Source organism: Streptomyces sp. NPDC003042, from assembly GCF_053591315.1.
The window spans coordinates 1-23,714 of sequence record NZ_JBSFTP010000037.1; the positions used below are offsets into that span (position 1 = coordinate 1).

Annotated in this window: 20 protein-coding genes and 3 pseudogenes; 9 read left to right on the top strand and 14 right to left on the bottom strand. The window is 69.8% G+C overall.

What is annotated here, in order from left to right; genetic code table 11:
- Nucleotides 1–426 (bottom strand): annotated as a pseudogene (locus ACWDYJ_RS19295) (hypothetical protein); the annotation flags it as partial.
- 31 nt (nucleotides 427–457) lie between these two features.
- Between ACWDYJ_RS19295 and ACWDYJ_RS19300 the strand changes: the two are divergent.
- Complete coding sequence (locus tag ACWDYJ_RS19300) at nucleotides 458–895, top strand: hypothetical protein (protein ID WP_451566766.1); 438 nt, start codon at nucleotides 458–460, stop codon at nucleotides 893–895.
- A gap of 201 nt (nucleotides 896–1,096) precedes the next feature.
- Here ACWDYJ_RS19300 and ACWDYJ_RS19305 read toward each other — a convergent pair whose 3' ends face one another.
- Nucleotides 1,097–2,251 (bottom strand): hypothetical protein, encoded by a 1,155-nt coding sequence (locus tag ACWDYJ_RS19305; RefSeq protein WP_451566767.1) that lies wholly within the window; start codon nucleotides 2,249–2,251, stop codon nucleotides 1,097–1,099.
- The gene (locus ACWDYJ_RS19310; protein WP_451566768.1) at nucleotides 2,251–2,595 is read right to left on the bottom strand and encodes a hypothetical protein; all 345 of its coding nucleotides are present in this window, start codon (nucleotides 2,593–2,595) and stop codon (nucleotides 2,251–2,253) included. The genes ACWDYJ_RS19305 and ACWDYJ_RS19310 overlap by 1 nt, the downstream gene beginning before the upstream one ends.
- A gap of 193 nt (nucleotides 2,596–2,788) precedes the next feature.
- Here ACWDYJ_RS19310 and ACWDYJ_RS19315 point away from each other — a divergent pair, with 193 nt between their 5' ends.
- Both ACWDYJ_RS19315 and ACWDYJ_RS19320 read left to right on the top strand, forming a co-directional pair.
- A complete protein-coding gene (locus ACWDYJ_RS19315) occupies nucleotides 2,789–3,544 on the top strand; it encodes a transposase family protein (protein WP_451566769.1) in 756 nt (251 codons plus the stop codon).
- A gap of 257 nt (nucleotides 3,545–3,801) precedes the next feature.
- Nucleotides 3,802–4,368: a hypothetical protein gene (locus ACWDYJ_RS19320; protein WP_451566770.1), complete on the top strand. Its 567-nt coding sequence runs from the start codon at nucleotides 3,802–3,804 to the stop codon at nucleotides 4,366–4,368.
- Between the two features lie 547 nt (nucleotides 4,369–4,915).
- Here the strand turns inward: ACWDYJ_RS19320 and ACWDYJ_RS19325 are convergent.
- Nucleotides 4,916–5,667, bottom strand: a pseudogene (locus tag ACWDYJ_RS19325) (transposase).
- A 112-nt stretch (nucleotides 5,668–5,779) separates the two neighbouring features.
- Here ACWDYJ_RS19325 and ACWDYJ_RS19330 point away from each other — a divergent pair.
- From ACWDYJ_RS19330 to ACWDYJ_RS19340, 3 genes and pseudogenes are all read left to right on the top strand, one after another.
- Nucleotides 5,780–6,022 (top strand): annotated as a pseudogene (locus tag ACWDYJ_RS19330) (IS701 family transposase); the annotation flags it as partial.
- 317 nt (nucleotides 6,023–6,339) lie between these two features.
- Entirely contained in the window at nucleotides 6,340–7,404 is a 1,065-nt protein-coding gene (locus ACWDYJ_RS19335) for a gluconolaconase (RefSeq protein WP_451566771.1), read from the top strand.
- Nucleotides 7,405–7,457: 53 nt separating this feature from the next.
- Nucleotides 7,458–8,615: a hypothetical protein gene (locus tag ACWDYJ_RS19340; protein WP_451566772.1), complete on the top strand. Its 1,158-nt coding sequence runs from the start codon at nucleotides 7,458–7,460 to the stop codon at nucleotides 8,613–8,615.
- A gap of 354 nt (nucleotides 8,616–8,969) precedes the next feature.
- On the opposite strand, the gene ACWDYJ_RS19345 is transcribed toward ACWDYJ_RS19340, so the two are convergent.
- From ACWDYJ_RS19345 to ACWDYJ_RS19385, 9 genes are all read right to left on the bottom strand, one after another.
- Entirely contained in the window at nucleotides 8,970–9,989 is a 1,020-nt protein-coding gene (locus ACWDYJ_RS19345; RefSeq protein ID WP_451566773.1) for a TauD/TfdA family dioxygenase, read from the bottom strand.
- Nucleotides 9,990–10,003: 14 nt separating this feature from the next.
- Complete coding sequence (locus ACWDYJ_RS19350; protein ID WP_451566774.1) at nucleotides 10,004–11,080, bottom strand: amino acid kinase family protein; 1,077 nt, start codon at nucleotides 11,078–11,080, stop codon at nucleotides 10,004–10,006.
- A complete protein-coding gene (locus ACWDYJ_RS19355) occupies nucleotides 11,077–12,120 on the bottom strand; it encodes an aspartate-semialdehyde dehydrogenase (protein WP_451566775.1) in 1,044 nt (347 codons plus the stop codon). The genes ACWDYJ_RS19350 and ACWDYJ_RS19355 overlap by 4 nt, the downstream gene beginning before the upstream one ends.
- The gene (locus tag ACWDYJ_RS19360) at nucleotides 12,107–13,468 is read right to left on the bottom strand and encodes a methylaspartate mutase (protein ID WP_451566776.1); all 1,362 of its coding nucleotides are present in this window, start codon (nucleotides 13,466–13,468) and stop codon (nucleotides 12,107–12,109) included. The genes ACWDYJ_RS19355 and ACWDYJ_RS19360 overlap by 14 nt, the downstream gene beginning before the upstream one ends.
- Complete coding sequence (locus ACWDYJ_RS19365; protein WP_451566777.1) at nucleotides 13,465–13,995, bottom strand: cobalamin B12-binding domain-containing protein; 531 nt, start codon at nucleotides 13,993–13,995, stop codon at nucleotides 13,465–13,467. The genes ACWDYJ_RS19360 and ACWDYJ_RS19365 overlap by 4 nt, the downstream gene beginning before the upstream one ends.
- The gene (locus ACWDYJ_RS19370) at nucleotides 13,989–15,020 is read right to left on the bottom strand and encodes a pyridoxal-phosphate dependent enzyme (protein WP_451566778.1); all 1,032 of its coding nucleotides are present in this window, start codon (nucleotides 15,018–15,020) and stop codon (nucleotides 13,989–13,991) included. Before ACWDYJ_RS19370 ends, ACWDYJ_RS19365 begins: the two co-directional genes overlap by 7 nt.
- Nucleotides 15,013–15,903: a GHMP family kinase ATP-binding protein gene (locus ACWDYJ_RS19375; RefSeq protein WP_451566779.1), complete on the bottom strand. Its 891-nt coding sequence runs from the start codon at nucleotides 15,901–15,903 to the stop codon at nucleotides 15,013–15,015. Before ACWDYJ_RS19375 ends, ACWDYJ_RS19370 begins: the two co-directional genes overlap by 8 nt.
- Nucleotides 15,904–15,937: 34 nt before the next feature.
- Entirely contained in the window at nucleotides 15,938–17,242 is a 1,305-nt protein-coding gene (gene ectB, locus ACWDYJ_RS19380; RefSeq protein WP_451566780.1) for a diaminobutyrate--2-oxoglutarate transaminase, read from the bottom strand.
- 407 nt (nucleotides 17,243–17,649) lie between these two features.
- Nucleotides 17,650–18,885, bottom strand: a complete 1,236-nt coding sequence (locus ACWDYJ_RS19385; RefSeq protein WP_451566781.1) for a threonine synthase — start codon at nucleotides 18,883–18,885, stop codon at nucleotides 17,650–17,652.
- Nucleotides 18,886–19,034: 149 nt separating this feature from the next.
- On the opposite strand from ACWDYJ_RS19385, the gene ACWDYJ_RS19390 reads away from it, so the two are divergent.
- From ACWDYJ_RS19390 to ACWDYJ_RS19400, 3 genes are read left to right on the top strand one after another with little or no spacing between them, the layout of a single operon-like run.
- Nucleotides 19,035–20,246, top strand: a complete 1,212-nt coding sequence (locus ACWDYJ_RS19390; RefSeq protein ID WP_451566782.1) for an ATP-grasp domain-containing protein — start codon at nucleotides 19,035–19,037, stop codon at nucleotides 20,244–20,246.
- A gap of 29 nt (nucleotides 20,247–20,275) precedes the next feature.
- Nucleotides 20,276–21,532 carry an ATP-grasp domain-containing protein gene (locus ACWDYJ_RS19395; RefSeq protein WP_451566783.1) on the top strand — a complete coding sequence of 419 codons (1,257 nt, stop codon included), beginning with the start codon at nucleotides 20,276–20,278 and terminating at the stop codon, nucleotides 21,530–21,532.
- Nucleotides 21,504–22,814, top strand: coding sequence for an MFS transporter (locus ACWDYJ_RS19400; protein ID WP_451566784.1), 1,311 nt, complete (start codon nucleotides 21,504–21,506; stop codon nucleotides 22,812–22,814). The genes ACWDYJ_RS19395 and ACWDYJ_RS19400 overlap by 29 nt, the downstream gene beginning before the upstream one ends.
- Here ACWDYJ_RS19400 and ACWDYJ_RS19405 read toward each other — a convergent pair.
- Nucleotides 22,711–23,709: a hypothetical protein gene (locus ACWDYJ_RS19405; protein WP_451566785.1), complete on the bottom strand. Its 999-nt coding sequence runs from the start codon at nucleotides 23,707–23,709 to the stop codon at nucleotides 22,711–22,713. The two genes, ACWDYJ_RS19400 and ACWDYJ_RS19405, sit on opposite strands and share 104 nt — an antisense overlap.
- Nucleotides 23,710–23,714 lie beyond the last annotated feature (5 nt).

Below are 23,714 nucleotides of genomic sequence, written 5' to 3' on the forward strand. Positions count from 1 at the left end.
CGTTCTCGCGGGCGGCGCCCACGGATCGGCGGCCTCCCGCACCGGCGCAGCAGCGGGGGCGGGCGCGGTGCCCGGAGCCGGGGCGGGTGCGGGTACGCGTCCCGCCGCAGGCGCGCCCCACGGATCGCCGGAGCTGCCCATGCGCGAGGCCAGCCCGTCCCGGGCCGGCGGCGCCACAGCACCGGGAGCAGCAGGGGCCGGGGCGGCGGTGGGCGCCGGGGTGGCCGGGGCGGGCGCGGGTGCTTTGGCGGCGGCCGCGGTGGTGACGGCGGCGACGGCCTGGTCGACGCCCGCTCCGGCTGCGTGCGCGTCGAGGAGGATCCGGGCGACGTCGATACCGCGGGCGTCGAGCCGGCCCATCGCGGCCGCGATGTCCGGCCAGGCCGGGGAGGCGAGGATCGCGTCGCGCACCAGCCCCTCGGGCATCGTGGACTTCAGGAGGTCGGCCCAGCGGTCCGTGCCCTCCGCCAGTCATGCGGCCCATCTGCGGCAGAAACGTGCCGAGGTCGACACCGGCCTGCTGGAGACCGACGAGCTGGCGGGCCATCACCGGCCAGTCCGCCCCCGCCATCAGCTCGGCCAGGATGTCGTCGCCCAGGACGCCGCGCAGCTGGTCGGCCGACCAGCCCGGCGCCATCTTGGCGGCGTCCTCGCCGAGCTCCTCCTCCTTGCCCGTGAGGCGCTTTTGGGTAGCGCGGCGTACGGCGTCGGTGATGGTCATCACCAGCCGGTAGGCCATCGCGGCGGTCTGCGCGGCCTCCCCGAGGGCTTCGGCGAACGGATCGGGCTGGGGCGGGTACGTCATCGGCGGGGGCTCCCTCGGTCAGGCGTCAGCGCCTACGGGACGGGCCCGGCCGGCCAGGATCCGGGCGCGGCCGGACCGGTACACCAGTAACGGGTGTGGCGGTCGGCAGGCCACGGCCCGGCGTCCGCGCGGTGCGCGCAGTGCGTGGCTTCGTGGTCGGTGGCGGGGCGCCGGTCAGACCGGCTGCTTCCCGCAGCAGGACGGCGGCTTCGGAGGCGGCTTTCGCCTGCGCGCGGAAGGCCTGCGCCCGGTGCCAGGAGGCGGCGGCCTCCACCGCTTCCACGAGCGCGATCAGCAGCGTGAGGACGACCGCGGCGCCGCCCCCGCGTGCGGCGCGTGGGGCCCGCTCCAGTGCCCGAGGCGCGCCATCCGGCCCGCGCGCGGCCCTCCAGGCTGCGGGCGCCGGGGGCGCGGGCGGCTTGCTCGAAGGCGTCGGCCGCTGCCTGGACGCGGTCGCGGACGCGGGCCGGGGAGTGGGCGGCGGCGACGGCCAGGAGGTCGCCGAGGGCTGCGACGTCGCCCGCGCCTTCGTCCTGCCTGGCGCGGCCCAGGAGTTCGGATGCTTCGCGGATCCGGTGTTCGGCGAGCGCCCAGTCGGCCGGGGTGACGACAGGGTTCGAAGCGTTCGCGGACGCGGGGCAGGGACAGGTCGTAGGCGAGCGTGGATCCGGCGAACCAGACGGGTCGGGTGCCGCCGTCGGCGCGGTCCCCGGGCAGCGCGACCGCGTACCCGACGAGGGAGCCGTCGTCGTCTCGGCGTTCGCGCACGCGCAGCCCGGCGTCGCGGAGCCGGTCGAGGAAGTCGGTGTCGCCGTGGGCGAGGGCGGCGGCCTGGCGGACGGTGCGCTGCAGGGACTCCCGGGCGGTCTCGGCGAGGCCGCGGCGGGCGGCTTTCTCGGCCTCGCCGGTGAACGGGCGGCGGCGCGCGGTGCGGTCGAGCGGCGACATGGGGGTGAGGCCCCAGCGGGCTTCGAAACCGCGGGCGGCCGTGTGCATGTTGAGGATGTCGCCGCGTACGCGGGGGTGCCGGCCGTCCTGGCGGGCGAGGGTCGCCAGGATGTGGATGTGGTCGTCCGCGTGCCGTATCGCGATCCAACGGCAGGCCTGCTCGTCACCGTGCCCGGCGATGCCCGCGGCGTGCACCATGGCGGCGGCGACCTCCGCCCACTCCGCGTCCGACAGCACGCGATCGTCGGCGTGGTTGCGGACCGAGACGTGCCACACGTGTTCTTCCGGCTTCGGGCCGCGCAGCGCCTCCACGGGCGCGTCCAGGAGCAGCGCCAGATCGGCGAGCGACATGCGTGCTGGGGTACGGGCCGGGCACGGCAGATCGGAGTCCCAACCAGCGACGAGGTGGGGGTCGACGTGCTCGTCGCGCTCGCGCGGACCGAAGAGGTAGTCCAGGAGGTCGATCGTCGTCGAACCCGTCTCCGCCTTCTTCGGCATCACGACCGCGGGCGCCTCTCCCGCATCACCTGGACCGTCGCCTCATCCACCCGGGCCACCGCCGCCAACGCCGCTTCCACCACGGTGGCGGCCGACTCCGGGACGCCGGCCCCGGACGGGCCGGTGGCGGTCAGCAAGCGGAGCGCGGCGACGGTCTCCCGCAGGTGCACGCGGGCCTGGACCAGCTCCCTCAGCACGTCCCCGGCGTCCCGGGAGACCGGCACCAGGATGTGTTGCGCGACCGCCATCACCTGCCGTCCCGCCCACGACGCGGGCGACATCCCCTCCCGCCCCGCAGCCAGCCGGACGACCTCCAGCTCCGCGTCGTTGAACGACAGATTCACCCGCCGTCCACGTGGCGCGGACGTCAGCCGCTCACGCCGTCGGCCCCCGCCGGAAGGCCCCTCAATACCCATTGAGCCTTTTCCAACCTGAGTGCGATGCCGGGCTGTTGGGGGTCGAGGGCTGTACGGAACGACGAAGCTCCTGGTAGACGGGTTCTCGACCAAGATCACCCATGTCTGCCAGGAGCTTCGCGTGCTTGTTTACCCGTCGTCGATCGACCTGTCCAGCCGTACCCTGCGGCACCTGACCGCGCAGCTCGCAGTTCGGCAGTGGGAGATCGGGACGAGGTGGCGGCGCCTGCCCGCCGGCCGTCAGGCCCTGCTCGCCCTGGCCCACCTGCGGTGCGGCGACACCTACACCCAGCTCGCCGCCGGGTTCGGCATCGGGATCGCGACCGTGTACCGATACATACGCGAGGCCATCGAGGTACTGACCGCCCTCGCGCCGACCCTGGCTGAGGTGATGGAGACGGCCCGGACGAAGGCATACGTGATCCTGGACGGCACCCTGCTGCCGATCGACCGGATCGCCGCCGACACCCCGTACTACTCGGGCAAGCACAAGCGGCACGGCATGAACGTCCAAGTCCTCACCGACCCGTTCGGCCGACTGCTCTGGGCATCCCCGGCCCTGCCCGGAGCCACCCATGACCTGACGGCCGCCCGAAGTCACGGGATCGTCGACGCGCTCGCCGCAGCGGGACTGAAGTGCTGGGCGGACAAGGCCTACCAAGGCGCCGGCCGGCACATCCGAGTCCCCTTCCGGGGCCGCCGGCTCAAGCGTTGGAAGCGACGGCACAACAGCAGCCACGCCAAAATACGGTGCGTCGGCGAGCAGGCCATGGCCGTACTGAAGGGCTGGCGCCTCCTGCGGAAGCTCCGCTGCAGCACGAACCGCATCACCGACATCGTGAAGGCAGTCCTCGTCCTTCACCACGCCTCAACATGAGGTTGGAAAAGGCTCACTGTACGCAGCAGAGGATCTACTTGGCGCAGACGGCCGGCCGAATCTTCCCCGGCCCTCCTCTGGCCTCCCAGCGCGCTCGGGGCCCCGCCAGCACCAGCGCCTCGGACTCTGTGAGCGTTCACGTTTTTCGGCTCTGTCGGGGATCTTGTGATGTCGCAGGACCTGGAACATAGGATCACCCACCGCTGAACCTGCCGGGCAGGTCCTTCTGTACCGTGGCGACCTCTTACCTTGGTGCCATGGGAGGGACCAACACGAGGGGACGGGTCGAGTTGACGCACGAGGACGTCCACGCCGGTGAGCACGGTTCCCGCGCGCGGTGCCTGCCCGAGCCGTGGATGTGCGATGTCTTCCATCTCGATGGCAGCCTGAGGGACATTCGGGTCCTCGACGCGACCCGCGTCGAGTGGATCGCGGTCCTCGAACGCTTGCGTGTCGTAGCCGACGAGACCGAGGTGGAGCACCCCTACCCCCGGCTCGATCCCGTGCGGCCGGCCTTCGCCGACCTCTTCCGCGTCTGGGCAGACGAGCCGGAGGGCCAGGGGACGAGTTTCGCCTTCCGGGCCCGCTTTGGCGCCGTGTGGTTCTTCGCCCTGCCCTACGACGAGGAGGAGATCGAGTTCTCCGTCTGGCCCGAGGACGTGCTTGACGGTGCGGGGGTGGCCGCCGTGCTGCGGTTCCTGGTCGAGGCCGCGACGGCCAGTCAACGTCGGGCCCTGCTGACCGCCGAGGTCGTCCGGTATGACCCGGGGCTACCGACGCTGATCTCCCACGACCCTGTTACCGGCCTCACTTCCCACATCTGAAGGGTGTGGTGGACGTTTCGCGTCATTCGGCTCTGTCGGGAATGTTGCGATGCCGCACGGTCATGGGCGAGGAGTACGCGTTGGCGTAGGAGGTCGAGGTTGGCTCGGTCGTAGGCCATGCGTTTGAGGAGTTTGACCCGGGTGACGTGGCCCTCGACCTGACCCGAACTCCATGGTGTGGAGAGTCCGGCGATGACAGCGTCGAAGTCTCGTCGCAGGCCGCCGAGGGAGTGGAGGGCTGGAAGGTCGTCGGCAAGCACGCGTTCCATCCAGTCCGGGAGTTCGTCGCCCCGGAGGTGGTGGAGCATCTCGGCGAAGTCGTGGACGTACCTTGCGGCGGCGTCGAGGTGAGGGCAGACCATGCGGATCTCCTTCAGTTCGGCGGCGTCCGTGGGGGCGAGGTGCTGGGGTTCGTCATGATCCAGCGGACGACACGTCGGGGCTTCGGGGCCGGCCTGGGCTGTGGCCGGGAGACCGGCTGCCGCTTCCGGCCTGGCTGGCGGGAGGCCGGAAGGCGCGGAAGTAGCGGCGGAGACACTGAGCTCTTTCAGCGTTGCCGCTCCAGGGTGAGGACGGCTGGGGCGATTGACGACATTCGATTCGGGCTGCACCGGGCTCTGCGGAAGATGCGCCAGGACTTCAGAGGGGCTACGCCCCGCTCCACCGGTGCCCGTGCCGCCGAGAGCGCGCGGTTGACGGTTCGCTGGGTTGGTGTGAGGTCGCGGCCTGGTGGGCGTCTGAGGGGTGTCGTCACCCACGGGCCGGCCCCCCTGTAGGCGCGGTCGGCGAGGACGGGGACGCCCTGGCGTTCACAGATCCGGATGATCCGGTGGGTGCGGGCCGCCGTCAGGTCGTGGGCACGGCCGGGCAGTGCGGGCGAGATCCATAGCAGCCGCCCGGCTGGATCGGTCACCAACTGCACGTTCACCCCGTGTCGGCGGTGCTTGTGCGAGTAGTCGGCCCGGCTGTCGCCGACTCGGTATCGCACTCCGCGAGGGTGCCGTCGATCAGGACGTAGTCGGGGTTGGCTTCGCGCAGGGCGCGCAGCAGGCCGGGTGCGCGGTCGGCGAGCAGGTCGACGACGGCTGTGGTGATGGTGTGGGCGGTGCCTACGGATATGCCGAAGCCGACAGCGATCTGCGTGAGGGTGTCGTGCCTGCGTAGGTACACCAGGCCGACCAGGGCACGCTGGTGCGGCGGGAGCTTGCAGCGGCGGTCACCCCCGCGGGTGACGATGAGCATGGTGACCCACTCGACCAGGGCATGGGGCAGGTCGAGTACGGCAGGACAGGGAACCAACATGGCTCCTGGGCCGATGAGTTGAGACGTCGAACACCTCTCTCAACGGCACAGGAGCCTCGTGCGTTGCAGACACCGCCCCCATCACCCGATCAGTGACCACTCTGAAAGAGCTCACGTACTGGCCGTGCCCAAGTCACAGTTCACCGTCGGCTGCCCCCGCATCGACGGCCTGTTCGCGCAGGCCCCGCCCGAAGCATGGGAGAAGGTCTCGTGCGGTGACGGCGCGAAGGGACCGCGCCTCTACCACTGGGCGGCGGTGCGGCTGCCAGCCGTCGCCGAGTTCGACTACCAGGGCGAAGTCCCCCACCGGATGCGATGGGCACTGGGCCGCCGCAGCATCCGCAAGCCCGACGCGCCGCCGGCTCGCACCGGCGCACACCCGCGAGAGCGGCGCTTCCCCGGCAGCGGCACATCCCCGCCACTTCCCGACCGCCCCCGGCCCCGCAAGCGGCCCGAGACCACGGATCCGGCCACACCGGACGTCCCGCGCCGCCGGGGACGGGCCGGTCCACCCCTCGCCGAAAAGGCGATCCCCGCAGGTGGAAAGGGGGTTGTCCGATTTTCAACCCATGGCCATTTCCGCTTGATGATCATCTTGCGCCAGCCGCGTAGTTTCACCGTGCACCGGAAGAATCATTCATTTCCGCGACTCAGGGAGACCTCAGGTACATGTCGGAGAAAAGCGCGAAGAGTGATGTAGGCAAGGCCTATATCAACGACGTGTTCATGCGCCACCCGCTCACCGCGCGGAACCAGGACGAGCTCGAAATCCCGGCCAAGGCCGAAGCCATCCTGGATCGGAACAAGCAGCGGGGCGCGTTGAAGAGGACCCCCGAAGGAGGGGGAGAGCCGATCAGCCCCATCGGGTTCTCGTTGAACAAGAAGCGCTACGGCGAGTTTCCCGAGGACGAGAAGACGGCGCAGGAGCGCGGGTGGCGCGCGTTCATGAACATGGGCGTGCCCGTCGTCGAAGAGCGGAGCGACATCACGCAGCCCCCGCCCGACATGATCTCCAAGCAGACGTATATCAACGGAACCGACCCCGTCAAAATAACCGTGACGGACACGGTCGAGTTCTCCATCTCGAACACCGTCAGCTGGTCGCTCCAAGGCGAGGTGAAGCTCACCTTCGGGGCCAAATCCATCGCATCGCTGCAGCAGGAGATGCAGAAGAGCATGGCGATGCAGCACTACCAGAAGACCACCCTGAAGAACAGCAAGGACAATCAGGGCGTCGACCAGGAGTCCCAGACGGAGGCGACGAGCACGACGACGGCCACGACTACCGCCACGGGCACCGGTGAGCTGTGGGCGGACCTGCTGCTCGGCGTCACCGCCTCCGTCAGCGGTTCGCTGACCACCGAATGGAAACACCAGTCGTCGGTCAGCCTGGAAGTGATGAGCCGGGCGGACGTCATGGCCACGACCCGCCGCCAGGTGAGGCAGTTCGACTACGAATTCCCGGTCACCTTCGGCGGTTGGGTCGCCTTGTACTACCCGCAGCCGGTGGAGGTCAGGGGAGCTCCCCCGCAGGCCAAGCAGCCGAAGTACTCCCGGGTCGTCGCATGGAAGCTCGGCGACTCCGTCGAGGACGGCAGCAACTTCGACCTGGCCGATGAAGGCAAGAGGTTCATGCAGAAGGGGTCGGCCGAAATCGTGGCCGTCCGCACCGGGGAACACCGGGTCTTCCAGCCCGAGACACTCGACTACGAGAGCCAGAAACAGCCTCTCTGAAAAGGCGACCACCCACCGGGCAGGCCAGAACAGCCACATCAGGAGGAACTCTCGTGTCATTCGGAAACATCTTCGACGGCGGCGGCAGCGGAGCCGACTCCGCCAAACAGTCCGCTGAAGCGCTCAACAAGGACACCCCCGGGGCCGGCGACGTCTCGGAAGCCGTCCGCAAAATGGAGAGTGAGCGCGACCCGTGGCTCGTGCGCCAGACGGCGCACGGGGCGTTCGACGTCATGGGTTTCCTCAATCCCCTCTTCCAGAAATTCCACGACGCGTCCGCCGATCAGCGTCAGGTCTCCGAGGACCCCGGTTCGACGTCCGCCATGGCCTCGTCGACCCTGAAGGCGGCCGGACCGCCGAAGGTGAGTATCGGCGAGGACGACATGCCGAAGCTCGAAGACCTGTCGAAGCTCATGGCCACCAGGCGGAGCTTCGCCCTCATCGCGACGGGCCTGGGCACGTCCGAGGGCCTCGCGGTGGACCCGTCGCAGAACACGGCGTACGTCGCCGACCGGGGCGGCCAGAAGCTGTCCGCGGTGAAGATCGCCACCGGCGCGCAGCGCGTGGTCGCGAGCACCCTGGGCGATGTCTGCGATGTGAAGCTGGACGGCAAGGGCAAGGCCTACACCGCCGACTACGGCAACGGGCGCCTGCTCGCAGTGGACCTGTCCACCGGCACCTCCAGCGCGGTCGCCAGTGTCCCGGGCGCGTACGGCCTCGCGCTGGACGGCAAGGGCAAGGCCTACGTCGTCAGCCACAGCGAAGGGAAGCTGATCGCGGTCGACCTGCAGAACGGGCAGAAGACCACGGTCGCCACCGGCCTGCCGGTCGGCGTCTCCGCAGTGGCGCTGGACGGCAAGGGCAAGGCGTACGTCGGCCAGAAGGACCACGGCGGCAGCCTGTACGAGGTCAACCTGGCCGACGGCACGAAGCGCCTAGTGACCACCCTCCCCGGGGCGAGCGCCATGCGCATGGAGCTCACCGGCGACGGCAAGGCGTTCACCATCGACCACGTGAACGGCCGCCTGTACGAAATCACCCTGGCCGACGGTTCGCAGCGCGTGGTGGCCAGCGGCCTGGCGACCTGCGAAGGCCTCGCACTGGACACCGCCAACGGCCAGATCTACGTCAGCAACCGTGAGACCCAGCTCTGGCAGATCACCCAACTCGACACCCAGCCCATGGGCGGCGTCGGCAAGGTCGCGGCGTAGGTGGGCGTTACCCTGCTGACCTGTGGTTTTCCGTCCGGGCCGGGCACCGCCGTCACGACGCCAGTGGTGTTGGTCATGGCGCAGCCGATGGCGAGGTACCAGTTGCGGTCTCCGCCGTCGACGTGCTCCGGGACCTTCGCCGCGAACACCGCTCGCCTCGCCCGCCGTCTCAAGCCCTTGGCATGCCAGCCGAGCTGACCTGCCGACCGCGTCCAGCAGCCGGGCCCTACGCCGGCTCTGCTGCGGCTCCTCGAACAGGTCGGCATCACCGTCGTCCTGTGTGCTCCTGACGGCTGCCGAGCAGGGCCTGGTCCGAGTGGCTCCGGGCCCTGCTCGACGCCGGGAGTGCCGGGATCAGGTGTAGATGCGGCGGGATCCGAGGGCGGCCCGTTCTCGCAGGGGCCATGTGGTGCGGCGGACGTAGGTGCGCTGAAGCCATCGGTCCGTCCCGTCGTGGCGCGCCGTGAAGGCGGAGCGGGCGTGGAGGCCCTTGCGGTTGTTGATGAGGAGGGCCTGGCCGGGTGCGAGTTTCACGCTGTGGTTGACCTCAGGGTCTCGGCAGACCTCCTGGAGCCGTTCGAGGGCTGCCTCGGCAGCGGTGGTGAGCGGCCGGACGCCGTTGGCGGAGACCGCGATCTCGGGGGAGTGCAGGGGGCCGTGCAGGACGGGGACGCGAGCGGAGAGGACCTCGTCACGGCCGGCGTCGCGGCAGTAGCTGCCGGGAGCGTTCAGCCGGAAGTTCGCTGTGCGCAGGACGCGCACGGTGTCCGGGTCGAGGGTGCGCACGATGTCGCGGGCGTCGGCGTAGTGGGTGACGGCCTCCCCGAGCGGGTCCTGGCGAAGGCAGGAGAGGACCAGGAAATCGGGGTTCGGAACGTCGTAGCGGCCGTCGGCGTCATACACGATGTCGTTGTGGAAGTTGAGGAAGACGCGTGAGCCCTGGTTGGTCTGGCTGTGCGCGCCGGTGCTCACGGGGACGACGTCGTGGATGGCGCGCCCCGCCTTCTCCGTCAAAAAGCCGATGGGTTCGCCGAGCAGGGTGGACAGGCCGGTGATCACGTTCTCGGCGACGAAGGTGGGTTTGCCGGGCGCGGGTTCGCCGTCCACCGGCGTGGGGGGAAGGACCGGATCTGTGGGCAGGTTCGTCAGCAGGGTGACGCCGGGGGTATCGGCGTGGCGGCCGAAGTCCAGGATCTGGTTGACGGCGGGCACTGGGAGCGCGGTGAAGGCGCGCAGCAGGTGAACGCTTGCGGCGTCGAGGTCCTGTGCCGGGTCCGGAAGCGCGAGGAGCGCCTCGGCGAGGGTGTCCCGGTCGGAGTCGGCCAGGTCCACGCGGCGGAAGGTGGCGGTGGGTTCGAGGACGTGGGTGTTCATGTGCGACTGACTCCTTACGTCAGGATCGGGCTGAGGGCGTCGTGCAGGTGTCGGGCCAGCTGGACGGCCTCGTCGGGCCCGGACGCGAGGTGGACGGTCGCGTCGGTGGGGCCGACCTTGACGACGGGGATGCCTCCGGGGCGGCCTGCTCCCAGGGCGGTGCGCCAGTGGTCAGATTCCAGGTCGACGTAGCCGCCCGAGATGACAACGCAAGGGCCTTCGTCGGTGTCCGCGGTGAAGACTTCGACGCCGCCGGCGGTGAGCGCATCGGCGGCTGCCCTGGCCTGGTCGTGGCTGTCGTAGAGGAGGGCGCGGGACATCCGGTTGAGGACCACCATGGCGGTGGGTGCGCTGTCCGTTCCGATCACGGTGCCTTCCGTGAACGGCGGCCGGTTGGAGCGGCAGCTGATGCGGATGCCGTGTTCTTCGGCTAGTGACACGGCACGCCGGTGGAGGACCTTGGCTCCGTAGCGGGAGAACTCAGCGGCGCGTGCGTGCGTGAGCGCGGTCAGCAAGGCGCTTCCCGGTACGAGGTGGGGGTCGCAGCTGTAGACGCCGTCGACGTCGGAATGGATCTCGCAGGTTGCCGCGCCCAGTGCGACGGCGACGGCGACGGCGGACAGGTCGGAGCTGTTCTTGCCGAGCCAGCTGGGCCGGCCCGCCGTGTCAACGGCCTGGCCACCCGGTACGACGACGATGTCGTGGCTGTTCAGTGCCTTCTGGAGGGGGGCGGGGTCGATGGCGGTGAGCTGCGCCCACATGGGAGACCCTGTGGTGGTGAACCCGAGCTGATGGCCGACCAGGACGGTGGCGTCGGCTCCGCCGTGGTGCAGGGCGGCGGCGAGGAGGTGGGCGCTGATGGTGTCGGCGAGGGTGAGCAGTCCCGCCACAGTCTCCTCGGGCGGGTGCGGTTGCGCCGCGACGAGGCGTTCGCGCAGCCGTTCCGTTTCTCCGGGCATCGCACTCACGACGACCGCGAGGGGGCGTCCGGTCCGGCGGCGGCGCTGGTTGAGCACTTCAGCGACCGCGGTGTAGTCGTCGGGCGTGCGGAAGGTGGACCCGCCGAACTTCAGGACGTCGGCGGTGCTCATACGGTCCCCCGGCGGCGGAGTTCCTCGGCGATCTGGATGGCATTGAGGGCGGCGCCAATGCGCAGGTTGTCGGCCGTCAGCCAGAGCCAGAAGGAGTTCGGGTCCTGGGGCGTCACGCGGATCCGGCCGACATGGACGTGGTCGGGTTCGGTCACGGTGCGCGGGGTGGGGAACAGGCCGATCTCGTGGCGGTCGTGCACCGTCACTTCGGGTTGAGCTGCGAGGAGAGCGACGAGGCTGTCGCGGTCCAGGGGGCGCTCGGTACGGACGAGGGCGGCCTCGCTGTGTCCGTTGGCCACAGGAACCCGGACGCACGTGGCGGTGAGATCGAGTCCGGGAAGGCCGAGGATCTTCTCGCTCTCCTGGCGCATCTTCTGCTCCTCGAGGGTGAAGCCGTCGTCGAGAAGGCGGTCGATCGAGGGGACCAGGTTGAAGGAGAGTGTGGGGGTGAACTCCTTGGCGACCGGTTCGAGGGGCGGCTCGGCGAGGGTGCGGCGGGTGTCCTCGTACAGTTCGCTGATCCCGGAGTGGCCTCGGCCCGAGGCCGCCTGGTAGGTGCTGACGACCACCTGGCGCAGACCCGCGGCCTCGTGGACGGGCCGCAGCAGGCGCACGAGCGGAATGGTGGAGCAGTTGGGGTTGGCAACGACGCCGCTGCGCGGCCGCCGGTCGAGCTGCTCGGGGTTGACCTGAGGTACGACGAGGGGTGTGTCGGGGTCCATACGGAAGGCGTTGGTGTTGTCGATCACCAGCGTTCCGGCGGCCGTGGCGGCGGGCACCCATGCGTGACTGACCTCGGTGCCGGCGGAGAAGAATGCGAGGTCGGCCCGCGAGAAGTCGTACGCCGCGAGGTCTTGCACGGGGTACTGGACACCGCCGAGGGGAAGTTCGCGCCCCGTGGACCGGGCGGACGCGACGAGGTCGACGGAGCGGTACTCGAAGCCGCGTTCCTCGATGAGCCGGGCCAGGGTGGTGCCGACGGCTCCGGTGGCGCCGACGATGGCGATGCGCGGTGCGTTGGGGTTCTCAGTAATGGGCATGGCGCGTGAGTTCTCCGTGTCGGTGTCGGGCGGTGTGGATGCGCAGCGCGCGGGCCGGCGTCGGCGGGCTGTCGTAGCGGTGTTGTGTGTGGGCGAGCATGGTGAGGAGCTCGGCGGCGCGGATGCGTGCGCCGGTGGCGTTGTCGGGCGCCGGGCGGATGGGCATGGCGCCAGTGGTGCGCCAGGCCAGCCGACCTGTGTCGTCGACGGTGGCACGGGCTTGCCCCGCGTTGTCGGGGTGAAGGCAGTACGGCACGTCGAGGGCGCCCCGGCGGAACGCTTCGACGAGTGCGCCGCCCACTGTGGGGGCGAGGGAGAGCGTGGTCTCGATGAGGCGGATGGCGTTTTCGAGGATGCCCGAGCTGTCGGCCTGTACCCCGGGACCGATGGAGGCGGTGCGAGCCGCTGCAGTGGCATCGTGCAGGGCCTGTACGTTCTCCCGGATGGTCGGGATCCGGTGGGCTTCGGCCACGGTCTTGACGATGAGGCGGCCGGCGCCGGCGCGAACCGAGAGAGAGGCGCTGTCGGCGAGCAGCCGGGTGGCGCCGTCGGCAGTCTGGGGATAGACGCCCATGTAGGTGTAGACGACGATGTGCCGGCTGACGGTGGCGGGCAGGTACGTTTCGGCGAGCACCCGCAGGGCGGCCAGGGCTTCGGCGTCCTGCGCCGGGTGGGTCTGCTGGGCATAGCTGAGCGACACGCTGCGCAGGCCGTGCTCGGCGAAGAACATGCATTCCAGCACGCTGAGCGCGATGAGGAGGTCGGGCGGGCAGAGCTGGCCAAGCATGCAGCCGCCGAACGACTCCAGGTGTACCGGCGCTCCCGGCCCGGTGTGGGCGGCAAGCAGTTCACAGGAGCGGGCCCATTCGGCCGTGGCCTCGCGCAGTGGGACACGGCTGTAGGGCAGGCAGTAGGAGACGGGGCCGCCCTCTGTGATGGTGATGCCGGAATCGAGCATCACCTGGAAGATCTCGTACGGGCGGGCCGAGCCGTGACGCATCTGCACGGGAAAGTCCGGGGCGGCGATGCCGTCGAGGAGTTCGCGGGTACGGACGGCTCCGTGTGTCACGATCGGGTACCCGTTCAGGGGTTTGCCCGCTGCGAGGGCCGCGCGGGCCCGCTTGTGCTGCAGGGTGCGGGTGAAGCTGTCGAGGGTGATGGTGCCGATGCTCGCGGTGCCGCTGTCGCGCACCGCGATCAGGCCGTCCCGCATGGTGGCCTGGTCGGAAAAACCCATCCGGGTCTGGACGACCAGTTGCCGCCCAGATAACTGGTCGGGGGTGTGCGCTCCGAGGACGCGGTCGAGACCGTTGGCCGGTTCCGGCCGGGCGTGGCCGGCCTCGGTCATACGGCCGCTCCGGAGACGGCCGCGGCGGGCTCCTCGGCCGCCTGCTGGAGGTAGCGTGCGAAGGCATCCACGGGCTGGTCAGCGGTGAACACGGCGTCGAATCCTGCTTCGAGGAGCGTGGTTGTCTGCTGGTCGCTGAGGGCACCGTCGGTCGTGAGCTTGCCTCCGGCGACGGCGCGGAGCCGGTGCAGACCCGCGTCGCGCAGGGCGCGTACGCAGTCGGGTGCCTCCAGGACGCCGTGGCCGTTGACCGAACTGAGGACGAGCAGGTCGGGCTGGTGGCGCCGACAGCCGTCGACGAGCTCCTCGACGGGGACGCATGCTCCGAGGTTGTGCACGATGTAGCCGTGTTCCTCCAGAAGAAGCTGGAGGAAGACCAGGTTCCAGGTGTGCGAGTCGGAGGGTGTGGTGGTGACCACGGCGGTGGGCCGCCCGGGGCGCCTGCCGGCCGGCGCCTGCTCCGGCCAGGACGGCACCCCGCGCCCCGGTGACTGGTTGGCCGAACGCCGGACGAAATCGGTCAGCACGGCAGTTCCTTCTGGGCGACGGTGTAGGCGCGGCGGTTCCAGTCCATGACCGACCAGGGGAGCGCGAGGTCGTCGAGGACGTCGATGGACTTCGGCTCCAGTCCGGCGACCGGTACGGCGGTGGCGTGCTTGCGGTACACCGTGTCCATGTACCGGTGGCCGGTGTCCGCGGCGATGAACACGTACTGGCGGCCGGAGTCGAAGCGGGCTTCCCAGTTCGCGGCCAGGTAGGCGCAGCCCGAGGACATCCCGCCGAAGACCCCGTGCTCACGGTAGAGCTGGATGGTGGCGGAGATGGCCTGCTCGTGTGCGATCCAGTGGATGCGGTCGTACAACGAGTGGCGGACGTTCTTGAAGTAGACGGGGCTGCCGATGCCGGAGATGCTGGCCACCGGGTCCTCGACGGGCTCGCTGCCGAAGGTGACGCTCTCGAAGGGCTGGATGCCGACGAGTTCGGTGTCCGGCCGCAGTTCCCGCAGGTAGGTGGTCAGTGCACCGGTGGAGGACCCGGAGCCGACTCCGCCGACGAGGGTCAGCGGGACGTCCGTGTCGAATGCCTGGTGGATGACCTGGGCGCAGTCGCGGTAGCCGAGGTAGTGGTAGTCCTCGTGGTACTGCTGCATCCAGTAGACGTCGTCCCGTGCGGCGAGCACCTCGTGGATGCGCTTCAGGCGCACTTCCAGGTCCATCTTGTCGACGAGGGGGCCCGGCGGGATGGCGACCTGGTCGACTTCGGCGCCGAGTAGTTCGAGCTGTACCAGGACGGAGGGGTCCACCTTCGTGGAGCAGACGATGCGGCACTTCATGCCGTACTTGTGGCAGGCCAGCGCCAGGGAGTACGCGTACGTGCCGCTGGAGCTGTCCATCAGAGTGTCGCCGGGCTTCACACGGCCGCTGTCGAGTAGGTGCCTGACGGCCGCGAGGGCGGAGTAGACCTTCATCGTCTCGAACCGGGCGACTACGAGATTGCCGCTGAGGCGGACCAGGTCCGGCAGCTTCACCGCGTCGGCTATGTGATCAAACATTTCCCCACCCCACCTGAGAGAACTGGCACTGGTAGCCCATGCCGAGGAAGAACTCGGAGAGTTCGGCGTGGGCCTGCTGGTCCGGGCGCTGCCGGAAGAGGTATCCGATGACGGTGCCGGTGTGGGCGACGAAGAGCCCGTCGGCACGGAGGTCTGTGCGCCGGGCGCGCAGCAGGTCGAACGTCGTTTTGGGGACGGCTCCCTGTGACAGCGTGGCGCTGCGGGTGGCGGCCGCGGCGATGGCGGCGGCGTCCTGGCGGGCGAAGGCGGTCACGAGATCGTCGACACAGTCGCCGTACTGGTCGCGGTGGCGACCGTAGTGGGCGAGGAGGGCTGGCCCGGCCGCCTCGGTGTCGACCGTCCCCTCCTCGGTGATGTAGCAGGCGTACAGTCCGACGCGGTCGCCGAGGGGGCGCACCACCCGGTGCGAGGCACTGAGGTAGAGGGCGAATTCCTCGAGGAAGACGCTGTCGGCCCGCTCGATCTGTCCGAGGATGCCGGTCACGGCCATCTGGTCGTAGGGGATGGCGAAGAGACGGAAGAGGCAGCGCAGGGTCGCCACGATGTCGGCGGTGGAACTCGCCATGCCCTTGCCCACGGCCAGCTCACTGTGGAAGGAAATCCGTCCGGCGGGCATGGTCAGGCCGTAGCGGTCGAGGAAAAGGGACAGAGCGCGGGCCGACTTGTGCCGCGTGTCCAGGGCGGATCCGTCGAACTCGGTGTCCTCGGGGTCCGCGGTGAAGTGGCACCAGCTGAACTTGTCGACGGGCAGCGAGACGATGGAGATGTGCGCGACCCCGCTCTCCCAGTACGGGCCCTGGAACAGCTCGCCCAGGGTTCCTCGGCTCAGCCCGCTGTGGACGAGCGGGCCGGTACGGGGCACGCTGCCCCCTGCACGGCCGATGCGGGGCCGTAGGTCAGTCGTGGTCTGAGACATGGCTGCCCTTTCCGGGAGCGGTGGCGGTGAGCGCGGAGAGGATGATGTCCAGCCCTCGCGCGAGTTCTTCACGGCCGATCGTGAGAGGCGGCAGGACGCGCAGGACCTCATCGCGCCGGCCGCAGCGCTCCACGACAAGGCCGTCGTCGAAGCACCGTTCCTGAATGCGCTGGGCCCGATCCGGGTCCGCAGTGTCGATTCCGACGACCAGGCCCCGGCCGCGGGCGGGCAGGCTGTGTTCGACGGCGACGCGTCGGGCGAAGCGGTCCAGTGCGTCGGCGTTCTCACGCAGCAGCTTCAGGAATCCCGGGTCGTTCCAGTAGTCCAGGGCGGCCGTGGCGGTGACGAAGGCCAGCTGGTTGCCACGGAAGGTGCCGCTGTGCTCGCCAGGTGCCCAGACGTCGTACTCCGGGGCGATGAGCAGCAGGGACATCGGCAGGCCGTAGCCGCTGATGGACTTCGACAGTGTGATCAGGTCGGGGGCGATGCCGGCTTGCTCGAAGCTGAAGAAGTCTCCGGTGCGGCCGCAGCCGGCGAAGATGTCGTCGACGATGAGCACGATGTCGTGCCGCTGGGTGAACTCGCGCAGGCCGCGCAGGAACTCGGGTGAGGCACAGTAGATTCCGCCGTCGGACTGGAGGGTCTCCAGGATCACGGCTGCCGGGAGTGGTGTGCCGCTGGAGCTGTCGGCGATCATCCGCTCCAGGTAAGCGAGGGAGTCGAACGGTCCGGTGGGGCCTTCGGGATAGGGAACGAAGACGGTGCCGTGCGCGTCGGTGCCCAGGGCCGCGCGGGTGGCGAGGTCGCCGGTGACGGCCAGGGCGCCGGCGGAGACGCCGTGGAAGCCGCCGTAGAAGGAGACGACGGATCGGCGGCCGGTGGCCTTACGGGCGAGTTTGAGAGCGGCCTCGACGGCGTTGGTCCCGGTAGGGCCGCAGAACTGGACCTTGTGCCGCAGGCCTCGAGGGGCCAGGACGGTGTCGTGCAGGGCGTCGAGGAAGTCTCGCTTCGCGACGGTGAAGAGGTCGAGGCCATGGGTCAGACCGTCGGCGGCGATGTGCTCGATGAGTCTCTTCTTGAGAGCCGCGGGGCTGTGGCCGTAGTTCAGGGCCCCCGAGCCGCAGAAGAAGTCGAGGTACTGCCTGCCGTCCTCGTCGTAGAGGGAGGCTTCGCGGGCCGTCGCGAAGACAGCGGGAAATTTGCGGGAGTAGCTCCGTACCTCCGACTCGAGCCTGTGGTGCGCGGTCTGCGTCCGGGGCGGTAGGGGTGTCGACAGCGTACGCATTCGGTTCTCCTTCAAAACAACCTGGCAGATCAGTGCCAGATGATGTCTTCGGCGTGTCGGACGACCATGTGGTGGGCTGTCCGGCCGGCGCTGCTGATGTTCATGGGTCCCTCCGCCGACGGGCCGAGCCCAGTCGGACGTCCGGTGGTGCGGTGGGGGGGTAGGGGCGCTCGCCGCTCAGGCGGTACGGGTGTCTCACGCTGTGCGGGAGCAGGTCCATATGGCCGCAACAAAACCAGCAGTCTGGTTTTCTGTCAACGGGAATGATCAGCGGTTGGCATGCGTGGATGTTCCGCCCTACCCTCGCGCCCATCCCTGAACTGGGCATTCGACCGCGACACGGCGGCAGGACCCTTCCGCAACCGCCCTAAAAAACCGCACATCCGGTCTGGAAGGGGAGAGTGGGTTCAGGCAATGCCGAAGTCCTTCAGCTCCAGGGAGACGGCCTTCCACGTGGGTTCGATCTGCTTCAGCGGCACGACACCCACTCCCAGGCCCTTGAAGCCGCTTGAAGTGGACACGCACACGACCGGCCCGTCGAACTCTTCTCCGGCAGCGGTCCGCTGGTGCAGTCCGGCCAGTCCCGCAGCGGCCGACAGCTCCGCCCAGATGCCCTGGGAGGCCAGCCGCTCCTGCGCCCGTGCCATCTCCGCGTCCGTCACCAGCAGCGCCGCCCCCTGGCTGTCGAGGACCGCGCGCACCCCGCGGTGTCCGCCCGCCGCGCAGTCGATGGCGTACGCCTCGGTGGGCGCGACCGGCACGACGGCGGCCGGGGATCCGGAGCGGATCGCGGCCGCCAGGGGCCCGCCGGCTGCCGGTTCGCACCCGACCATGCGGGGCAGCCGGTCGGTGATCCCCAGTCGGCGCAGCTCCGCGAAGCCCTTCCAGACGCCGAACAGCAGCTCGCCGTACCCGCTGGGGGCGAACACGGCCGATGGGACGCCCAGTTCAGCATGAATCTCGTACGCGATGCTCTTGTACCCCTCCGCGCCGAAGGGGTGCCCCGTGTGCGTACGCGTCAGATTGCTCACCGGGTGGTAGCCGAGCCGGTCACAGACCTCGTTCAGCAAGGGCCAGCGGCTGTGCTCGGGGACGGGGAGGACGGCGGCTCCATAGGCGCGCAGGAAGGAGGCCACCGCCGGCGGCGCGCCGGCCGAGGCCAGCACCACGCACCGCAGCCCGGCGCGCGCGGCATAGGCAGCGGCCGAGGCTCCGTGGTTCCCGGAGGACGCCACCGCGATTCCCGGGGCTCCCTGGTGGACGGCCGCGCTCACCGTGACCCGGTTGAGCCGGTCCTTGTGGCTCCAGGTGGGGTTCCGCGACTCGTCCTTGATCCAGACCCCGTCGCCGAGCGGAAGCAGCGGCGTGGCGCCCTCCCCCAGTCCGGGAGCGGCGAGCGGGGGCAACAGAGGCGCCCAGCGGTCCAGCCCGCCGCGCGCCGGCCCCGTGAAGAGGTCCGCCGGAGTCTGCTCGTAGGCGTAGTCGACCTCCAGCGGGAAGTCCACCTGCGCGGTGCGCGTACGGGGACAGCCGCGCGGCAGCGTCGGCCACAGCGGGTAACGCAGCCGCGGGTCGCCCAACGACCGCTGGAACCGGGCGAGCGAGGCTCCCGGATCCGTCTTCTGGCGGGAGGCACCGTTCATGGCGTGATCCTAAATGCTGGCGCGGCGGGTACTTCCTGCATGCAACTTCATGCGCCCGAGGAGAGCTGGAAGCCCGCGTCCGGGCCGGGACATACTCAGCGCACTTCCCCCCCGCTCATCCCATCCGGCCCTCGATCGGAGATTTCACCGTGCACATCGCAGCTCTCGAATGGCTCACCTACGGGCTCAGCCAAGCCGTTTCGGCCGCCCGTCAGCGCGGAATCACCTTCCACCTGCTCACCGCCGACCGCACCGAGTACGCGCACGAGATCGCCCTGAGCGACCCCGCCACCCTCGTCATCCACGACGTGGACACCACCGATGCGGCCCAGGCGGCCAAAGAACTGCGGACGATCGACGGCCTGGCCGGTCTCGTCAGCACCACGGACGTCTGCAGCCTGGTCTCGCTGGAGGTCGCGGCCGAACTCGGCCTGCCGGCCCAGCCCGCCGAGGCCGTGCGGCTGGTACGTGACAAGGCCGCGCTGCGCCGACACCTGCACGGGATGGGACTGTCCCGTGCCTCCCAGGTCAGCGTGGACCCCTCCACCACCGACCCGGCCGCTCTCGCCGACCAGCTGACCTACCCGTCCGTGCTGAAGGACACCTCCGGCACCGGGAGCCAGGGCGTGTGGATGGCCCACAGCGCCGACGACCTGCCCGGCATCCTGGCGGCAGCACGCGACAGCCACCTGCGGGGAGGGATGCTCACCGTCGAGCCCTACTTCGCCGGCCCGCTGTACAGCGCCGAGACCCTGAGCTGGGACGGCGAGACCCGTCTGCTCGGAGTCAGCAGCCGCCTGCTTTCCCCCCTGCCGCACTTCCGTGAGGAAGGCGAGGCCTTCCCCATCGCATTCCCCGAGCCACAGCAGCGTGAGCTGACCGCCTGGGTCTCCTCCGTCCTCGACGGCATCGGCTACCGCGGCTTCTCCCACACTGAGTTCATCGTCACGGGCGACGGCTACGAGATCGTCGAGATCAACCCCCGGCTGGGCGGCGGCCATATCGGCACCCTGGTCTGCGGCACGTACGACACCAACATCTACGAGGCCTTCCTCGATATGGCTCTCGGAGAGCGCCCCGCCCTCCTGGACGCGCCGCTCTCCGCGGCGCGCGGCGTGTCGGAGATCCACCTCATCGCCGACCGTACCGGCGTGTTCGACGGGTTCGACGGCGAGCAGCACCTCGTCGGCCACCCAGGTCTGCCCCGCCTGTACTCGGCCCTCACTCCTGGCGCGCCCGTCGACTCGCTCACCGACTGGCGCGCAAGCCTCGGCTCGATCGTGGCCGAGGGCCCGACGGCCGAGCTCGCGATGCACAACGCCGCGGCCGCGGCCCGGCTCGTGCGCCCGCGCATCCTCTGACCGCGCCACCCATCTCCAGGGAGACCATCATGGACAGACCTCATCTGCTGATGATCGGCGGCTGGAAGGCCCTGATCGACAAGGCCGTCAAGGCCGGGTACGACGTCAGCTTCCTCGGCGACACACACGACAGCGAATGGCAAGACGGCACCCTTGAACGCGACTGCGTACAGGCATGCCATGCGGCTGTCGTACAGATCTCCACGTGTCTCGTGCACGCCCGTCGCATGCACGCCCAGCGGCCGTTCGACGCCGTCGTGTCCTTCACCGAATTCGGGCTCGAGACGGCGGCAGTGGTCGCGGACGCGCTCGGCGTCAAAGGACTCGGCCTGCATCCGGTGGCCGTCACCCGCTACAAGGACCGCATGCGCGCCGTTCTCGACGCCCACCCCGACCTGGCGCTGCGCTGGCGGCTCGTGCACAACGGGGCGGAGCTGCGCGACTTCTGGCAGGAGCACGGACCCGACCTGATCCTCAAGCCGGCGGCCGGTGTGGGCAGCGAGGGTGTCTACGAGATCAACGGCGCCCGGGACCTGGAGGAGACGGCGGAGAACCCCGCCTGGCAGGGCGACACCCCCTACCTGGCGGAGCGCTTCGTACCGGGCGACGGGCTCTACAGCGTCGAGACCGTCACCGCCGGCGGCGAACACCGGACCGTCGCGGTGACGCTGGCCAAGCTGGTCGGCGACCCGAAGACCGTCGTCAACTACATCATGACGCCGCCCCCGCCGCCCCACGACGTCCACGCGAAGCGCGTCGCCGCGGCTGCCCACCGGCTGCTGGACGCCATCGAGCTGGGCTGGGGCGTGGCGCACACCGAGGTGAAGGTCGACACCGACGGGCAGCCGGTGATCATCGAGTCGCAGACGCGGGTCGGCGGACACGGGATCTCCCGCATGGTCGAGTGGTCGACCGGCACGCTCCAGCTGGACGCGGCACTGACCGCGCTGTGCGCCGACGCCCCGGGCTTTCCTGCCACCCCCGTGGTTCCCGTCGAGCCGCCTGCCGGTCAGGTGACCGTGTCCTTCTCGATCCTGCCCCCGGCGGGACGGGTCAAGGCGGTCGCCGATCCCAAGGTCCTGGACACCGTGCCGGAGGTCCTCGACCACGAGATCCGCATCACCCCTGGCTGCGAGCTTGTGGAAACCGTGGACAACTCCGCCCGCCAGGGGATGGTCTGGCTGCGCGCCGGCTCCCACGACGAGGTGTTCGCGGCCATGCGGGCCGTCTGTGACAACTACTGGGTGGAGTACGACGATGGTCACATCTGGCACCCCTCCTACTGAGGCGGACCCGGCCACCGCGCCGGGCGCCCGGCCGCGCCCCCCGGTGCTGACCGGCCGGCTGAAGTTCTTCCTGGTCTCTTCGTTCCTGCTGCCGCTGGGCAGCTTCATGGTGCTGCCCTTCATGTCGGTCTTCCTCCACCAGCGGCTGGGATTCCCGCTGGGTGTGGTCGGACTCGTGATCGGCGCGGCCTCGCTGGTGCAGTTCTCCGGCGGCATGGTGGGCGGGATCGTGGCCGAGCGCATCGGCCTGCGGAGCACCATGCTGGCCGGGCTGACGGTACGGGCCTGCGGCTTCCTGCTCTTCTCGCTGTCGCTCGGAGTGCCGGCGCTGGCCGTCGCCGCCCTGCTGATGACGGCGGCGGGCGACGCTCTGTACACCCCCGCCAACAAGGCGTACCTGGTCAAGGAAGCGGGGCCGGACCGTCGGCCGCTGGTGCTGTCGTTGACCAACTCAGCGCTGAACACCGGTATGGCCGTGGGCCCGCTGATTTCGGCGCTCTTCATCACGACGGCGCCCGGGCCGGTCTTCGTGACCGTCACGGTCGTGTTCACCGGGGTCGCCATCGCCCACGCGGTGCTCCTCGAACCGGACCGCCCCGCGTCCCGAGGCGGCGGCGAGAAGCGCGAAGTGCTGGCGAAGGCCCTGCTCAAGCCGCCCATGATGGTGGCGGGGTTGGGCACCTACATCTACATGTTCTTCCAAAACTACCTGGTCGTATACCTGTCGGACCATCACTCCGCGGGCGTCTTCAGCCTCGTGCTGCTGCTCAACACGGTGCTGGTCATCGTGGTGCAACCGCTTGCCTCCAGCCGGATCGAACGCCTCCGGTTCGGTACGGCGGCGCTCATGTCATTCGTACTCTTCGGGGCCGGGCTCGCCCTGGTAGGCCCGTACGGCCTGCCGGGGGTCTTCGCCGGTACCGTCCTGGTGTCGCTCGGAGAACTCCTCATCTTCCTCAAATGTGATCTGGCAGCCCTGGACTCGCTACCGAACCGGCCCGCCGCGGCCGTGGGCACCGTGCGGATGGCGGCGGGACTCGGAGCCCTGGCCAGCGCAGTGGTGGGCGGGCAGCTCTACGTCCTGACCTCCGACGCCGGCACGGGGAGCCCGATGTTCTGGCTGGCCGTGGCCGCACAGAGCCTGGCCCTGGCGCTGGGCACGGCCCTCACCATCCGCCTCAGGAGGCGGCGTCAGCTACCTCGTCGCGCCGATCCAGCCAGCCCTGCTCATGAGCACGACTCCCCGCTTGGAAGCGACTCGTCGCCCCAAGGTCCTTCATGACCTCGGCTATGTGGCGACGGCAGACGCGTACGGAGATGCCCAGCCGACGGGCGACCACCTCGTCCTTGAGACCGCCGTCGAGGAGTCTGACGATGGCCCGCTTGAGCTCCTGATCGGCTTCGCCGTAGCCGAGCTGACCCGGCAGCGGTTCAAAAGGCAGCGAGGTCTCCCATGCGGAGTCCCAGTTCCTCTGGATGTAGACGAGCAGCGGCTCGGCACGCAGGACGAGCGCACCCGGTTCCGGGCCCTCAGCAGGCAGTACAGCGGTCCCCCGGTCGAAAATGATCACCCGGGACGCGACATGGCTGACGGTCCGGAACTCCGCTCCCTCGCTGGTGAGCCGCTCCAGATGGCGCCGCATGTACGGGTGTGCGAGGACACTGTGCGGGTACAGAGTCCGCAGTCGCACCCCGCGCCGCAGGCAGTCCACCGTGCGCTCGAGTCCCTCCTCGATCGCCTCCTGGGGCGGCAACACCGGGTGGGCGGCGCGTATTTCCAGCGCGGCGTTGTCGGTGAGCCCGCTGAGCGTTGCTCGGACGGCATCCAGGGACCTGAGGTATTCGAGCGGCTCGTGGTTGCTGCGCTGCGCCTTCGCCCCCTGATATGCGGAGCGGAACACTGCGAGGCTCTCCTCGACCTCTCGCGCGGCACGGCGCCGGCGTTGGATGGCCGCCTCGATGGGTCCTACGAGATGGGCGCCCGCGGTATCGGGCGTACAGGGCAGGATCTCTCCAGTGAGCTGCTCCTGCCTCAGAAGCCTGGCGGACAGCAGGTCCCCGAGTGCCAATCCGGCCTCGGCCCCGGCAACGCCCAGCTCGGCAGCAGCCTCCTCCAGACGAAGGTTCCCACGCTCCAGCGACCAGCGGTACAGCGCGACATGCAGCGGGCCGAACACCGCTG

What these genes read in the sequence shown, in the direction of transcription:
- ACWDYJ_RS19305 (WP_451566767.1), bottom strand. Translation starts at nt 2,251, where the DNA reads ATGCCGAAGAAGGCGGAGACGGGTTCGACGACGATCGACCTCCTGGAC.
- ACWDYJ_RS19320 (WP_451566770.1), top strand. Translation starts at nt 3,802, where the DNA reads ATGGGAGGGACCAACACGAGGGGACGGGTCGAGTTGACGCACGAGGAC.
- ACWDYJ_RS19335 (WP_451566771.1), top strand. Translation starts at nt 6,340, where the DNA reads ATGTCGGAGAAAAGCGCGAAGAGTGATGTAGGCAAGGCCTATATCAAC.
- ACWDYJ_RS19345 (WP_451566773.1), bottom strand. Translation starts at nt 9,989, where the DNA reads ATGAACACCCACGTCCTCGAACCCACCGCCACCTTCCGCCGCGTGGAC.
- ACWDYJ_RS19350 (WP_451566774.1), bottom strand. Translation starts at nt 11,080, where the DNA reads ATGAGCACCGCCGACGTCCTGAAGTTCGGCGGGTCCACCTTCCGCACG.
- ACWDYJ_RS19355 (WP_451566775.1), bottom strand. Translation starts at nt 12,120, where the DNA reads ATGCCCATTACTGAGAACCCCAACGCACCGCGCATCGCCATCGTCGGC.
- ACWDYJ_RS19360 (WP_451566776.1), bottom strand. Translation starts at nt 13,468, where the DNA reads ATGACCGAGGCCGGCCACGCCCGGCCGGAACCGGCCAACGGTCTCGAC.
- ACWDYJ_RS19370 (WP_451566778.1), bottom strand. Translation starts at nt 15,020, where the DNA reads ATGTTTGATCACATAGCCGACGCGGTGAAGCTGCCGGACCTGGTCCGC.
- ectB (WP_451566780.1), bottom strand. Translation starts at nt 17,242, where the DNA reads ATGCGTACGCTGTCGACACCCCTACCGCCCCGGACGCAGACCGCGCAC.
- ACWDYJ_RS19385 (WP_451566781.1), bottom strand. Translation starts at nt 18,885, where the DNA reads ATGAACGGTGCCTCCCGCCAGAAGACGGATCCGGGAGCCTCGCTCGCC.
- ACWDYJ_RS19395 (WP_451566783.1), top strand. Translation starts at nt 20,276, where the DNA reads ATGGACAGACCTCATCTGCTGATGATCGGCGGCTGGAAGGCCCTGATC.
- ACWDYJ_RS19400 (WP_451566784.1), top strand. Translation starts at nt 21,504, where the DNA reads ATGGTCACATCTGGCACCCCTCCTACTGAGGCGGACCCGGCCACCGCG.